Origin of the sequence: Clostridium sp. chh4-2 (assembly GCF_002899675.1) — a bacterium.
Lineage (GTDB): Bacteria > Bacillota > Clostridia > Lachnospirales > Lachnospiraceae > CHH4-2.
Window position 1 is genome coordinate 93,230 of record NZ_PKUU01000004.1, and the last position, 15,814, is coordinate 109,043.

5 protein-coding genes are annotated in these 15,814 nt (G+C 48.0%); all 5 read right to left on the bottom strand.

Annotated elements, in window-relative coordinates:
- Positions 1–5: 5 nt before the first annotated feature.
- A complete protein-coding gene (locus tag C0033_RS05425) occupies positions 6–5,312 on the bottom strand; it encodes a M60 family metallopeptidase (RefSeq protein WP_242984424.1) in 5,307 nt (1,768 codons plus the stop codon).
- Between the two features lie 536 nt (positions 5,313–5,848).
- A complete protein-coding gene (locus tag C0033_RS05430; RefSeq protein ID WP_242984425.1) occupies positions 5,849–10,486 on the bottom strand; it encodes a PAS domain-containing protein in 4,638 nt (1,545 codons plus the stop codon).
- A 3-nt stretch (positions 10,487–10,489) separates the two neighbouring features.
- Entirely contained in the window at positions 10,490–14,074 is a 3,585-nt protein-coding gene (locus C0033_RS05435; protein WP_103226865.1) for a response regulator, read from the bottom strand.
- A gap of 217 nt (positions 14,075–14,291) precedes the next feature.
- On the bottom strand, positions 14,292–15,302 hold the full coding sequence (locus C0033_RS05440) for a zinc ribbon domain-containing protein (protein WP_103226866.1): 1,011 nt from the start codon (positions 15,300–15,302) through the stop codon (positions 14,292–14,294).
- Between the two features lie 172 nt (positions 15,303–15,474).
- Positions 15,475–15,789, bottom strand: coding sequence for a DUF1905 domain-containing protein (locus tag C0033_RS05445; RefSeq protein WP_103226867.1), 315 nt, complete (start codon positions 15,787–15,789; stop codon positions 15,475–15,477).
- Positions 15,790–15,814 lie beyond the last annotated feature (25 nt).

Genomic DNA, 15,814 nt, shown 5'->3' on the forward strand with positions numbered 1-15,814 from the left:
CCTTCTCACTGTCCATTGGTTTCAACTGCATTTTCCTTGATGGTAATATCCGGAAGATTATCTGGAACATCCGTAAATTCCGTATCGCTTACAAGGCGTTCCCCAGCGTTTGTTTGCGCGTTGTCCGTCCGGTAAAGCTCTGCCCTGACTTTCTTTGGCATATGGGTCCAGTCGATGTATTCCGGTTCAATGTAATAGATCCAGGTTCCGTCGCTGGTCTCTCCTAACTCTCCATGTTCCGGCACGCTGGCCAGAATTATCTGATCCGCCACAATGTTTCCGTCCTTGTCGCGGCCTCCTGCAACCGTGCCATTTTCATCAAAGAGAAGCACCGTGTTATACGCCGGATTGCCTTTATAGGTTCCCGTAAAGATAATCGAGCCTTTTGGAATAATAACCGGCTGGCCGCTCTCCCCGGTGCCTGCTGCATAGTCTGATTTTAATATTCCTATGGAATCTTCAAGCAGCTCGATATTATCGCCGGTCTGCCCAAGGATATCCAGTTCTGCAATGGAAACCGGCGTGCCCTTCTGGTTTTTAGCTGACAGTTTTACATAAGACGCATCATAGGAATAGAGCCAGTTATCATTTTCATGGTTAAAATATATGGTCTGCACCGGACCGCTGCTCCAATCGAAGGTTCCCGATTTCACCTTTTCCCAATTTACGCCGTCGCCGCCTACAAAGATATCGTATGCGCCCACCGGTGTACCTGCTCCTTCCATGGTACACACGATTCCTGTAACCACCTCTTCTTTATTCAGGTTGATGATGATATACGGATCTTCTTTGCTTGACTTGTCCACATGGCCTGTGAAAACTGTTTCCGTTTTTTGGTCAATCACCTGCTCCACCGCATTTTTAACCGGTTCGCACGGATTGGTATTGCCGGTATCGTAGTAGTCATCCGTATCTCCCTGCGTATCGCTGTCCGACACCATGTTGGTGGTTACAGACCACTGATCCTTGGAAATGTTTCCGTTATGGGATACTTTAACCGGGCTTGTCACAGCCGCCGGAGTAGGATTTAAATACTTGTCATATCCGATGACTTCATAGGTAAATACCCGGTTATTGACCGTTGTGATCTGATCGGTAAACGTATCTTTTCCCGCAGTGACAAATCCTACCGGGTTCTTGATAATCTGGTCTTTATGGCGTTCCACGCGGTAAATCTCATATCCCAGCATGGCTTCCGGCGTCTGCGCATCGTTATCCAGGCTGATATACACCTGATTGGTTCCATTGGCATAGCTGACTTCCGCCTGAACCGTCGTCGCGGCTGCGACAGAGCCTCCATCTCCGTGTTCCATAGCATATCTTCTCGCCTCGTCATTGACAAACCAGATGGCTCTTGATTCCTTGTCAAACTGGGACGCATATTGGATGGTTTCGTCATCCGGCGTCATTCCCCATCGCCGGAAGAAGTCTAATATATCCTTTTCTGCCGCCGCGCATGCAAGGCGCATCAGTTTATTGTCCTTATCTTTCGCCGATTTCAGGGTAATGCCGTTTGGCGAAGGTGCTGCCGATGGTTTGCGCGCATAGCTGTCCATTCTTGCAAAGAACAGATTGTTAAACTGTTCTTCATAGGTATCATAGACCTTAAAGTTATATCCGCCTCTGTCATAGGCCAGGTGAAGCTGCCAGTACATGCCGAGCTGTGTGAATACATTGGAGGACGGCCCCTTTACGCCTGACGTCACCTTCTGATACACATCGTCATATTTAAAACGGACGGAATCATTGGTGTCTTTCGCCTGTGCCAGAACCGAATAGTAGTTATTGGTAATTTCCGCCACAGCATAGTCTTTCTCGTTGATAATGTGTCCGATCTCATGGGCAATTCCCCATCCGAAGTAACGGCCGCTTTCATAGAGCCCGTTTTCGTCTGAAACCACCGGACTGCTGGTGGTCAGTCCCGGTACGGAACCCCATTCAATTCCGATATGTGCGCCGCCCGCATACATAAATGCTCCCGCAAACATCCTTTGATACCGGATATTCAAACGGCTGGACGGAAGGCGGTTTACGTCGCCCGCTCCCGGTAAATTGCTGAGCCCTTTGTGCTGGTAAAAGAGATCGGTCATATTTTCCATGGCCGTCAGGGACCGGTAGAGCTGCTTTGCCTTCTCTTCGCTGCTTCCGCTTAATCCCTTCAAAATCTGTTCCGCCGACACGGAGTACATCATATTTCTCATCACAATATCCGTCGCGCCGAGTATACAGTTCTGACGTTCAAATGGAACCGCCTGATCCATCTGATTCCGGTGCTGTTCCTCATGCAGAGCTTCAATCTGCGGAACGTACTCTTCCAATTCCTGCACATAACTGCTTACCAGCTCTCTCTTCGCATCGGAACTGCTGGCCGTGGTTATATCCAGTATCGGAATGCTGCTGCCTCCGCTGACCCGCACGCTGTAATTTTCCTTGCCTTTTGCTCCTGTATATTCCACATAGAGCTGGCCGCCCTGTTCTACGTCAAGGCTGGTAATGGACGGTATGGTGATCTCGTTGGCTCCTACTTTCAGCCCTTTTAACACGGTCGTGGACCAGGCTGAAGATTCCCCGTGATACTGGGTGGCAATCAGGGAAAGATTGGTGGAATCTCCTGTCTTCTTACCCGGACTTCCTACGTAAACTACCAGGCTTTCGCCTGCCATGGCCGTAACGCCAAGAGGCTGCCATGCGTTTAAGCCGCCGCCAAAGGTGATAGAACCGTCCGCCGCCTTTGTGATATCATTATGTACCTTGATAATGCCCTTTGCCGCCTGATCATTTAACAGCTTTTCGGCATTTTCAAGTTCTCTCGTTAAAATATCGTATTTCGGGTTCAGCTCGCCGCTCACCTCATCCGGCGTATTCAGCCGTTCTTTCAGCCCGTTTATGACTTCCTGGGTGGTTCCTTCCTTTAAAGACATGTGCATATCGTCTTCATAAAGGCCGTAAATCTCACTTTCCAGGCTGTCATAATAGTAAAATTTGAGTTCTGCGATGCTGATCCGTCTTTCATTCAGCGTCCGCACATTGACCTGGATTCTCTTAGGCGAAATCGGTTCGCTGCACTGGAATTCATAGTATATCTGTTTATTGGAACTGGTCTTTCTCGCAAATGTACCGGAAACTTTTACAGCCTTTGTCTGATCTTCTTCCCAATAATAAACGCTGGCTTCGATATACCGGTAAGGCTGCTCTCCATCCGGTATCAGCACCAGGGTATCCATCTCAAACGGCTCTTCAAATGTGATGATCGGGGCTTTTCCCCTTCCGTTGCCCGGATAGGCAACGCCTGCATCCCAGTCTCCCAACACCCAGGCAGTTGCGTAATTCTGATCCACCATAACAAACGGCTCCGCTGCCGCCTGCAGATACTCCACGCTTTCTATATTGTAGGTGGGCTCGCCTTCACCCTGAGAAACGTTCATCAGCTTATAATCAGGCGTTACCGGAGGATCATAGCTGGCCGTCTCTCCCCTGTAGGTCTTTGACGGGCCGCTTTCCCCGATCTGATTGGTACCGGTTAGATAAACCTCATACGCCGTTTTATCTCCAAGGTTCATGAGAACGGTGCTGTTCCCCTTTATATCGCTCACCTGCTGAAATTCCTCTCCCGAACCGTAAATCCGGTAGAATACCGTGTAAAAATCCGTGTCCTCCATATCTTTCCAGGACAGTTTCAGGCTCTTATAGCCGCCGGTCACCACCACGGATTCCGGCGGGTCCGGTTTCTGGTCTGTAACCGGCGTTACAAAGATGGCTTTGCAGTATCCGCTCTTCCAGTCCCCGTTGACCGACTGGACTTTCACCGTATAGGTTGTGCCGTTCTTTAGCTTGTTTCCCTGGAAGGATTTGACCTCCAGCTGGTTGTCTTTTGTGGTGATCTTATCCGTTTTCCCATCCAAACCGATGGAGACTTCATAACCGGTCACATTGGCCTCCCGCTTCCAGGTCAAAGTGAATTTCTTATTATCCGGCTCCGCTTCCAGCCCTTTCGGTATGTTCATAACCGGAGCGGGAATCCGGTCTTTCATATCATTGACAAATTCCACCTTGGAAATGTCCGCCAGATTGGTTCCCGAGGTCTTCGTCACCGTAATGGTGATCTTTTTAACAGCCGTCTGACCGTTTAAGTTCAGCACAATGGTGCCGTCCGCCTCCCTAAACGCCGTCGCCGCCGTTCTGGCGCTCCGCATGTAATATCTCACCGGCTGTTCCTCTTCCGATACGATCGGGATGGTTCCCAGATTTTCACCCTTTTCTCCCCTGAGTTCCACGAAACCGGCTTCAATTTTATTCTCTGTTCCGGCCGGCTGGGCGATGGTAATTCCTTCCGCCTTGACCGGTTTATTCAGTTCCAGCGACAGGACGATGGGGTTGTCCTCGCTCACTTCTTCATCCTTATCAGGCGCTAAAGATGCCCAGGTATCCTCCCGCCCGTCAAAAATGCTTTCCACACTTTCTTTATCCGCATTGCTGGCGGTTGCCAGCGTGAAGTCGCCGGGTTTTATGGTCGCATATCTTGCAACGCTGGCCTTTCCGTCCAAAGAATTGTTATAGAATATGGTAAAATACTGTAAATCGATGAGATCCACATTACCGTCTCCGTTCAGGTCATACTGGGAAGAACCTCCCGGTCCTACGCCCATGTCTTCCTCCCGTATGGCTTCCAACAGCTCTTCCAAATCGTCTTCATCCAGCTTCTCATCGCCGTTTACATCGCCCAATTTTAAAATGCCGGGATGGGCTTCTCCCTTTTTAAAGGTATATCCCGGAAGATAATCATTCATCAGGACAATCTTAGAGATATTGTCCTCCACCCGGATCACATCTTCATACGTCTCATACCCGGAACCGCTTACGGACAACTGGTACTTTCCGCTCTCCAAATCGGAAAATACCACGGTCTGAACAACCGGCTCTCCTTCCGAATCTTCCAGCGATTCCAAAGATACCGCCTCATATTCATCGTAAAGCTCCTGTTCCTCTTCATCGCTGCGGTGCAGCCTTACGGTAAAATCTCCGTACTTTTCCATCTGAAGCACAGACCGTATCTCCACATGAACGGCTCCCCGGTTTTCTGTTTCTTCCTCATCCTGGTTCTGAATTCCCCCATTCAGAACATTGTTCTCTTCTCCCTCATCCTGTCCGCCGTCATCTGCGTCGGCATCACTGGGAGATGCTGTCTCTTCTGCACGATTGTAATTCCTTATCCTGCCTTCTGCCACGCTTCCCTGTAAAGCCACTGCGGTCAGCGGGGTTTGAAGACAAAGAAAAAGAGACAACATACAGGCCGCTGCTCTCTTTATACTCACTTTCTCACCTCTTCTTTTATTATGGTTACATATTACTAAATATATCATTATTCGTCAATTATATTGTGATTCATTCTCAGTTTTCCATATTCTTATGATGGTCAGGAATCCCCTAAAAATGCAACTATTGTTTTTTAACTAAGCCAGCGACCCCAGCAGGGAATCGTGATGCGGAGCCGGAAGGAACCGGTCTGAGGGGGTATCCGGGCCGGGGAAGGTAGATACAGCCGCATGGGATCGTATGGAACCCCTTAGAACTCCTTAGGCCCGTAAGGGCAGAACGAGGCAGGTAAAAACTGATTTCCGTCTCAGTTTTTAAAGCGCCATTGAGCAGCGAAGTCATAAAGAGTTCACTGCGAATGGCGCTGGCCTGCCTCGTTCTGCCCTTACGGGCCTTAGTAGTTCTTAGGGGCGAATCCCGAATCCCATGCGGCTGTATCTTCCTTCCCCGGCCCGGATACCCCCTCAGACCGGTTCCTTCCGGTTCCGCATCACGATTCCCTGCGTCCCCGTCCCCTTCGCAAATCCAGTTAAAATCAATATCCCACTCTCTCCAACACCCTGCCCAGGGTGGTTTTCAATACGTCTAAATCGATAGGCTTTGCTACGTGAGCCGTCATTCCCGCTTCCTGGGCTGCCTGCACATCTTCGGCAAAGGCATTGGCAGTCATTGCCACAATCGGAATCGCCGCCGCATCCGGGCGGTTCATTTTCCGTATGGCGCGGGTGGCCTCATATCCGTTCATCTCCGGCATCTGAATATCCATCAGAATTGCGTCATAAGTGTTTGGAGCAGCGCTGCCAAATTCCTGCACCGTCTGCATGCCGTCTTTTTTCACAACAGCGTCCGCACCATATATGGAAAGCAGTTCACAGAGAATTTCCGCATTGATGTCATTATCCTCTGCTATGAGGAAATGGCGTCCGGCAAAGATCTTATCCTTTGTGTATTCGTCCGGCCCCGTCTTCTCATCCGGAAGACTGTCCGTCTCTTCCTGCAAAGCCGCTTCGCATTCCAGTTCCACACAGAAAACAGAACCTTTTCCAAGCCGGCTTTCCACAGAGATTCTGCCGTCCATCAGCTCAACCAGCCCTTTGGTAATGCTAAGTCCCAATCCGGTTCCTTCGATGCGGGATACATTGCCGCTGCGGTTAAATGGTTCGAAAATATGGACCAGAAAATCTTCTGTCATTCCGATTCCCGTATCCCTCACCGTAAACCGGTAACGGACCTGATCCTCTTTCTTTAGAGCCGGTATCTCTTCGATCAGAAAATCCACCGTTCCGCCTTCCGGCGTAAACTTAACCGCATTGCTCAGAATATTGATAAGTATCTGGTTAATTCTCAAACGATCCCCATAAACATGTGTATGGCGGATTCCTCTGTCCTGAAAAGTGAGCCGGATTCCAACCGCTCTGGCCTGCGGCATCATAATGGCGGAAAGCTGGGCTATCAGCTCTGAGATGGATATTTTCATATGATTTAAAGTAATTTTGGAATTCTCAATCTTACTCATATCCAGAATATCGTTGATCAGGCTCAAAAGATGCCTGGATGAAATGGATATTTTCTGAAGATAATCCTTCACCCTGTCCTGATCCTCCAGATGAGCTTCTGCCAGCGCCGTCATTCCCATGATGGCATTCATAGGAGTCCTGATATCGTGGCTCATGGCGGATAAAAAATCGCTCTTGGCACGGTTGGCCTCTTTTGCCAGAATCAGGGCGCGTTCCAACGTCTTTTTGCTCTCCCGTTCTGAAGTGAGCATATCTGTCACATCCGCCCGCACCAGGCAGACCGTCCTGTGGTTGCCGTCTCCCCACAGCACATTAATCTGTTTATATCTGACACGGTCATCTGCCGGATAAGGGAATACGAAATCATAACCGGACGGTTTTTCTTTCAGCCTTTGAAGCATGGTGTCCAGGCTGAACTGTTTTCTCACATCTCTCTCGCCTTCCCCGGATTCATAATAATCCTTAAATGTATCCACCAAACTATTATAACTCTCCTTCGTAAACGGGGAGAGATTTTCCAAAACCGTCTGTCTTGTATACATGGTAAACCGGTTGGTATGGATATCGATAAATCCCATCAGTTCAAAGGTATAGGCCATCATATTAAGAAGCCCCTGCTGTTCTCTCACAGAATCCGTGATGTCCGTCCTCACCAGACAGACCCGCCCCAGCCGCAGGTCAATTGCGGAAACCGTCATATTTTTCGTGCGGATATCTCCCTTTTCATCCAATACGGAATAAGAAAATGTATAGGGGCCCTCTTCCAGCAGACGCCGCCTGATCTCATTAGCATCCAGGGATTTGGCATATAGTTCTTTGTCTCTTGGAACAATCGAATTCTTCTTCATGGCCGCCGTCCATTTGGAATGAATGCCGTGCTGCGGCACGCTGTCGGAATTCTTATTGCGCGTTAGTATGGTAAAGGTATCCTCAAGCAGATTTAAATCGATTACGAAATCATGGCTGGTTACGGAAAGCTGATGGAGAATCCGCTCGGTAATGGTCTGGTCGGTAATATCTGTCACCGTCAAAATTCCGGTGATGTCTCCCGTGTCAGGTGTTTCCACTAAATTTACTTTAAACTGGGCATAACGGCCGTATTTTTCTTTGGGCAGCTTTATAAAACATTTGAGAATCTGCTCCGTTTCATTTCTTGCAAATGCCGCCAGCGCCGGTTCGTTCAGATATGTATTTAAAAATAAATCCCTATCCTTTTCGTCCACAACAAGGCCTGCAATACCGGTAAAGAATTCTTCCCTCACCGAACCGAAGGTTTTTAAAAGATCGGAATCCGTAGGATCGATAATTTCCAGGATAACATTCTGTGTGATATTGCAGTGGCCGATGATAAGCGCATTGGGGTCAGGAGTTCTGTAGTGCTGCATGATCATATCCTTATACCGCTGTCTGATCCGCTCCTGCTCCATCCGTTCCTTTGTAATATCGTGATAATACGCATAAACCCGGCCTTCCCCGCCTTCATTCTGGATCAGGGAAAGGGTATTTTTCACCCATATGTAGCCATCTCCCTTTCTCATGCGGTACACCATTTCACATTGGCTGCCGCCGCCGGATATGTAAGCGGTCATCTGCTCCTTTACATGGGCCTGATCCTCCTGATGGATTCCTACCCGGATATCCTGCCGGTACATCTCCCATGCCTCATCCACCGTCATTCCCGTCATGGCGGCAAAACCATTGGAAAGGAATTCCGGTATCATTGTTCCATCTTTCTCATAGCGGACTACGGCCACGCCGCCGGGCAGATTCTTCACTACGGTCTGGAAATACTGATCCAGCCGCTCCTTTTCTTTCCTGGTAATTACCTCATCCGTAACATCCCGCACATATTTGATATAAGCCGGTATTCCATTCCAGTCGGTTTCCTTAAAACGGGTATTGTAAAAACGGTCCGTACCGCTGATCTTCAGCTCATGTTCATTTCCGTCCGGTTCATGGTCTTTCAGCGTACAGAATTCACAGGGAGCGCTCTTGCCATGGAGCGCATCATAGCATTTCCTCCCGATACAGTTGCTTTCCTTCATGAAAAGATTTTGGGATTCATTGGCATAGAGCAGATCGTAATTTTCTCTGTCGATCACGTAGATCCCATCCGCCGTTTCATTGGCCATCTTCTCAAACAAATGGCTTTCCTCGGACATGCCGGTGAAAACGGCATAAAACCTGGTGACTTCGGAAAATGGCCCGATACGCCGTCCGTTTAAATGAATCCAGATCAGATATCCGTCTTTATGGCGCATCCGGTAGGACACATCCAGCACATCCCCGCTCACCAGCGCCTCATAAGCCGCTGTTTCCAGGCGCTCCCGGTCCCGTTCGTAGACAATGTCAAAAATGCTGTTCTTGGACATAGCCTTATATTCTTCTCTGGTATGTCCGGAAAGAGCCATTACGCCGTCGGAATAAAATGTGGGGATAAATTTTCCTTTTTCCACGCGGTAACTGGCAATTCCACCCGGAATGGAGTTCACAAGATGATCCATCTCCTGCTGCGCTTCCTTGATGTCGGAAATATTGTGAAAAACGCAGTAAAGCAGCGGATATCCGTCTTCTTCTCCGATCACTTTGGCCTGTACGTGAACCCACACAATATGGCCGTCCCGATGGCTTTTTCTGAATTCAAAATCACCCACCTCACGGTTTTTAACGATATCCAGCACTTTTTCATACACCATAGCCGTATCCTCGGCATAGGTCATCTCCACAGCATCCCGTTTGCACAGCTCATGATATTCCTCCGCCGTATAGCCGGTCAGAGCCGGCACACCGTCGGAAAAATAAACGGTTTCAAAAATATCCCTTATCTTATAGATGGCAACGCCTCCCGGAATGGCATTGATGATATCCTGCATCTTTTCATTGGCCCTTGCCAATTCCCCTTCCAGGCTCTGCTGTTGGGATACATCGCTGTATACGCCATATAAAAGCTTTGTCCGGTCATTCTGGGTCTTGACCGATCCTTCCAAGTGAATCCACCGGTATTCCTGCATCTTATCATTAAATACGCGGTAGGTGTGCCGGAACAGACCGTTCTGTTTTATGGAATCCCGGATTATTTTCATCAGCCCATCCAGATCATCCGGATGCACTCCCAGAAAATTCGTCTTTTCTTCCACTCTCTTCTTATTCTCTTCCGAATATCCCATAATCGCATAAAATGCGGGATTGTGAAATATGGGAGAAATATTTTTTCCATCATACCGGTACACGCATAAACCGCAGGGAATGCTGCTGAATGTTATCTGCAGCATATCTTTTAAAGCCTTTGACTGATCCTCTTCCCTCTTTTTATCCGTGATGTCCGAAATATATTCGATATGGGCCGGCCTGCCGTCCCAATCGATTCTCTTGCCGCTAAGCTGATAGACCCGGCCATTGACCGGATGGCGGAATTCACGAACTGTAAGTTTTGAATCACTCATCTTTTTGGCATTGCAGAACGGGCAGGGTTCATCATATCCGGCCGCTGAATAACAGGTATTCTCTCCGTCTTCCGGATTCCGTAAAAACAGGCTCTTTGCCAACCGGTTAGCATAAAGCAGTTCCCAGTTATTAGTCGCGCAGACATAAATTGCCAACGGAGCATTATCCAGCACAGCCGTCATCTGATTCTGGGAAAGGTATTTTTCCTCCATTTGCTAAGCCTCCTTCCCAAAAATGTAATCATACAGGGTTTGGTACAGCCTGTCCGGCTCAATCGGCTTTGCAAGATGGGCATTCATACCGGCCGATCTGCTCTTATCGATGTCATCATCAAATGCATTGGCGGTCATAGCTATAATCGGGATGGTTTTGGCGTCGTTTTTATCAAGGCCGCGGATCTTGGCTGCTGCCGTCAATCCGTCCATCAGCGGCATGCGGATATCCATTAAAATCGCATCATAATATCCCGGTTCCGCCTTTTCGAACCGGTCTACAGCCACTAAGCCATTTTCTGCCGTATCCACTTGAAATCCCTTATCTTTCAAAATCAGCATTGCCACCTCTGTATTGATCATATTGTCTTCCACCAGCAGCACCCGTTTTCCCGAAAAATCATATTCTCTCTTTTGTTCCTGCTGTACTTCCTCTTCTCTTTTACCCAGCACTCTTGAAAATGCGGAGATCAGGGTGGATTTAAGCATCGGTTTGCTTATCAGAAGATTTACTCCTGCCATCTTCGCTTCATGCTCAATGGAAATCCAGTCGTAAGCAGTCATTATAATGATGGTCACATCCGGGCCTGCGATTCTGCGGATACGTCTGGCTGTCTCAATTCCGTCCATGACCGGCATCTTCCAGTCCAACAGGATGATGTCATAATGCTGCCCTATATTCCACAGATATTCCACGCGTTCAACCGCTTTGCAGCCGCTGTCCACCCAATCCGCCTTCATGCCCATATCTTCCAGGATGCCGACAGCGCTCCTGCATACAGCCGCATCATCATCCACCACCAAAGTCCGCAGATGCTTGAAGCTGCTGTATGCCTGATACTGGCCGCGGCGCTTTTTCGATTCTTCGGTGATGCCCAGTTTCACATCCACGGTAAATTCCGATCCCATCCCCTTTACAGACCGGACCGAAATCTGTCCGTCCATCATATCCACGATATTTTTTGATATAGCCAGCCCAAGACCGGTTCCTCCGTACACCGCGGTGGTTCCGGTGCTTTCCTGAACAAATGGTTTAAAAATATTAGGTATGAATTCTTCACTCATTCCGACGCCTGTGTCATTGACCACAAAACGCAGAACTGCATCATTTTTCATCTTTTTATGATGAGCTGCGGAAAATGTGACTTTTCCGCCCTCTCCGGTAAATTTAATGGCATTGCTCAATATATTAATCAGCACCTGCTGCAGCTTCATGGAGTCCCCGATATAACAGTCGTCCAGCTGCGGATCCACAATACATTCATAGTCCACATGTTTGGCTTCCGCCTGGGCATAACAGATGGAATTGATGCCGTTTAAAAACTCTTCCGTAAAAATCTTTTCGCTCTTTAAAAGCATCTTGCCGCTTTCGATCCGGCTCATATCCAGAATGTCATTGATCAAAGCCAGCAGGAATCTGGAAGAGATGCCGATCTTGGAAATGCATTCCATCACCTGATCCTCATCCCCTATGGATTTGGCCGCGACGGTGCTCATTCCGATGATCGCATTCATAGGCGTCCTGATCTCGTGGCTCATACGGGAGAGGAAATCGGACTTGGCCGCATTGGCCTGCTCGGCCGCCGCCAAAGCAGCCGACAGCTCTTCTTTCTGCCTCTGTTCCTGCCGTACCACATCGGTTACATCCGTGCGCGCCATGCATACCCGCCCTAAATCTTTATTGATGTAAAATACCTGGAACCGTTTCACCTGTGTCACGCCGTATTTATTCTTTATCTCAGCAACGAAGGTGTAGATATCCTGTTTATCCAGCTGACGTTTCATATATTCATAATCCATCTTTTCCAGATATTCTCTTCGAACCGCTTCTTCCATATGAAGAACGGTAAGCTGTTCTAAATCTTCCCGGAAATTGCCCTGCTGGGGGATATCATCATACGGCTTGTCATCAAAGGAGATCACCTGGTATGTATCGTTCAGAATATCAATATCCATGATAATATCATAATCCAGTTCCGCAATCCGGTTGAGCAGCTGTTCCTGCAGTTTCTGCTGGGTCATATCAAACGTATAGAAAAACACGATCACATCGTCAGTCTCAGGATTCAGATAAAAGCGGAAACTGGTGCTTCCCCAGAACATCCCGCCGTCGCCGCGCCTTCTGAAGTTGTCAAAATAATAATCTTCTTTTCCTGCCGCATAGGCTGCCAGAACATTTTCCCGTTTCAGGGTATTTCGGATCATATCTCCGTATTCCTGATCCACGGAAGAAGCCGCGAAGTTTTCCACTGTTTCATCATAGGTATCTCCCACATGGGCTATCTGAGAATTAGCGCTTGCCAGATAACTTTCCAGCTTGTTCTTCGTAACATTAATGCGCCCCTGTATACTTCCTTCTGCCGAAGCCAGTTCAGCAAAATAAGCCAGTTCCTTTTCATACAAATCCCTGACTCTGTCCTGCAGCTTTTTCTCATCCGTAATATCCACAAACACACAGTAAAAATACGGCTCTCCGCCTTCTAAAAACAGCTGTGCTTTCAGAGAAATCCATTTTGCATTGCCTTCCTTGCAGATCAGGCATTGTTCCTTATGTATCGTATTTCCAATCTGAAGCTGCTTTTTTATCTCATCCGCCAAACCGGCCAATTCATCCGGGCTTATGACCGCAGACATCTTGTTGCCCATGGCGGCAAACTCTTCCCGTGTATAGCCGATGAATTCATACAAACCGTCATTGGCCTCTATAATGGTCAGTTCCTCATCAAACCGGCAGCGAAAAACAGCGCCGGGTATATTGTTGTATAAGCTGAGCAGCTCTTCCTGCGCCTGTTTGCGGGCGGTGATATCCATGCACACAGACGTGATGGCCGGTTTTCCGTTTTCCGCCTTCATCCTCCGCCCCACATCCTGTACCCAGATATAAGAACCGTCTTTTTTCTTCATTCTGTATTCTATGGAATATTCTCCCCTGGCTTCCATCTGTACGTCCACAGCCTCATCCACTGCCTCCCGGTCGTCGGGGTGCATACAGTTGGTGATCATGCCGTCTATATCGTCAACAAAATCCGCCTCATCGTCATATCCTAAATGGTCCAGCATCCTGCGGTTAACAAAATAAAACGGAAATCCCGGCTCAATATATCCCCCCATCATGCCGCCGGCTATGGAATCGCTGAGAATCTGCTGACGCTGCTTCATTATATTTTCCATCACCAGGGTCTGAGGATAATGCTCTCCGTTCTTCTGGCTTATGCCCGGCTCAGCAAAATGCATATTGCAGATAAGCCAGGCGCCCTCTTTCAGGCACAATGCAAAAAAGCCGCGAAGACGCCAGGTATACATGGAATTCCTGAGCGAAAACTCGGCTGATACAATGCAGTTCTCCTCATTAAGAGACTGCTCCCGCATAATTGAAAAGTCTATTTTGAACGGCTCAGGTATCTGCTGAATATCTTCGCAAAGGTATTGAATCATCTCTGATTTCCCGCATGCATACTCTCCTTCCCCTGTGCCGATAAACTGCACATCCTCCGTCAGCAATTCTGCAGCCTGCCCTGCGTTTCTCTTTTCAAACCAGGCGCTGCACAATTCTTCGACCGCCTGCTTTGCTTCCCGTTGTTCTTTCATACCATTCTCACTTTCCCTATGCCGCAAATACCTTTTTCTGAATTTTTAATTATTGTTTAAACTCTGTCAGTCTATTTATCTAATAATTTTATCATAGGGGCACGGAAATGGCAATGATTTGTATTTTTGAGATTATTTTTGAGATTATGGCAAACAGTGCGCTAAAAAGGCAGCTCCTAAAAGAGCAGAAGGCGGTTTTTACCGCCTTCTGAATCATTTATACGCTCAATATTTTCCTTATCAGAGACAAAACCGCGCCCAAAGTGCTGCAGATCAGAAGCTGTTCTCTATGCAGAGTAACAGCCCCTAAGGCCGCCTGTGCTCCGTCTAAAATTCCCTTCCATTCGTAGAGCACAGAGGGAAGCAGGGAACGGGCCGGCTCCGCCAGAAATACCGCTGCCGCGCAGATTAAAAATGGAAGAAAGCCTCTTCCGGTGTCATACCGTTTCAGCCGCACTCCGCCTCCGGCCGCTTTGCGTGACAAAATCCACAAGCTCCAGATCAATCCGAAAAACAGGGAAACGCCTGCGAACGCCAGATACAGGGCCAGTCCGTAGTTTTCCTCTTCTACAATCATCTGAATGCTTCCCAAGCCTTCCCGGTTGATCCAGAATGACAAAGCCATAGTGGCTGTCATGGATACCATCAAAAGCGCAGAAACCCACTGCATCAAACGGGAGCATACCACGATCACTCCTTTTATGCCCTTCACCGCTTTATCCGCAAATCCGCTGTCCTGCTGATTGTCTTCCGGCAGTGCCCGCTCTCTTTTGCGTTTTGGATAGATTTCCGGCTCTTCTTTTCTTTTTTCTCTGCCCTGTTTTATCTCTGATGCCTTTTTTTCTATTTTCTTTTCCGGCTTCTTTTCCGTTTTTTTGACGGCCGGCTTTTTCTCTTTCGGCTTCTTTTTGGATTTGCTCTGGCCCGCCGGCGCTTTATAGCGGAATGGCGCCTGAACCTCCTCTTTGGGCTTTTTATAGGATTGAAGATCCAGTTCTGTCCAATCGCTTTCTTTCTCTTCATATGATAATGGAGCCGGTTCTTCGAATAATGGCTCCGAATCTTCTTCCTCTGCAAACAGATCTATCTCTTCAAAAAACGGACCGAATTCTTCTTCCTCTTCGTCCAAAGAATCATCCAGATAATAATTGTCTTCTGAATAAAGAGGAGAGCCGCAGTTATTGCAGTAATTTCCGGATGCTTCCTGTCCACATTTGGGGCAAATCATAATCTCACCTTCCCATTTCTTAACATTTCATTTGTAACTGACAGTTTTATTCTGCCAGGATCGTCATTTTTCTGCTGTAAACAGCAGTATAGGGCCAATCATAGCATATGACGTCAAAAAAAGGTAGCGAGTTTCCTTTCCAATCTGTTTAACTTTTTCTTAACTTTCAGAATTAGCGGGTATCGGTTTCTTTTCTTTCTATGACAGTAATCTGCACCCGGTCTCCCGGCTTCTTGCCGATCCGGGCGCGGATGTCCTTTCGAAGGCCGATTATATAGCAAATGCTCCCATCCTCATTTTTCATCCCCATATTGACAATACTGCCGTTATATTCCACGCCGTCAAATGTTACGGAAACCCTGACCCTACCCCTGCCGAATTCTGCCCTGATATCATAGGGAAATATGATGTATGCGCCGTCTATATCAGGAACTTTTTTAATCTCCGCTTCGAATTTATATATCTTATTCTCTTCTGCTTCAGCCATCGTTACTCTGCTCCGTTTCCAATGT

Excerpts from the sequence above, each read along its gene's own strand:
- C0033_RS05430 (WP_242984425.1), bottom strand. The coding sequence starts at position 10,486 with ATGGAGGAAAAATACCTTTCCCAGAATCAGATGACGGCTGTGCTGGAT.
- C0033_RS05435 (WP_103226865.1), bottom strand. The coding sequence starts at position 14,074 with ATGAAAGAACAACGGGAAGCAAAGCAGGCGGTCGAAGAATTGTGCAGC.
- C0033_RS05440 (WP_103226866.1), bottom strand. The coding sequence starts at position 15,302 with ATGATTTGCCCCAAATGTGGACAGGAAGCATCCGGAAATTACTGCAAT.
- C0033_RS05445 (WP_103226867.1), bottom strand. The coding sequence starts at position 15,789 with ATGGCTGAAGCAGAAGAGAATAAGATATATAAATTCGAAGCGGAGATT.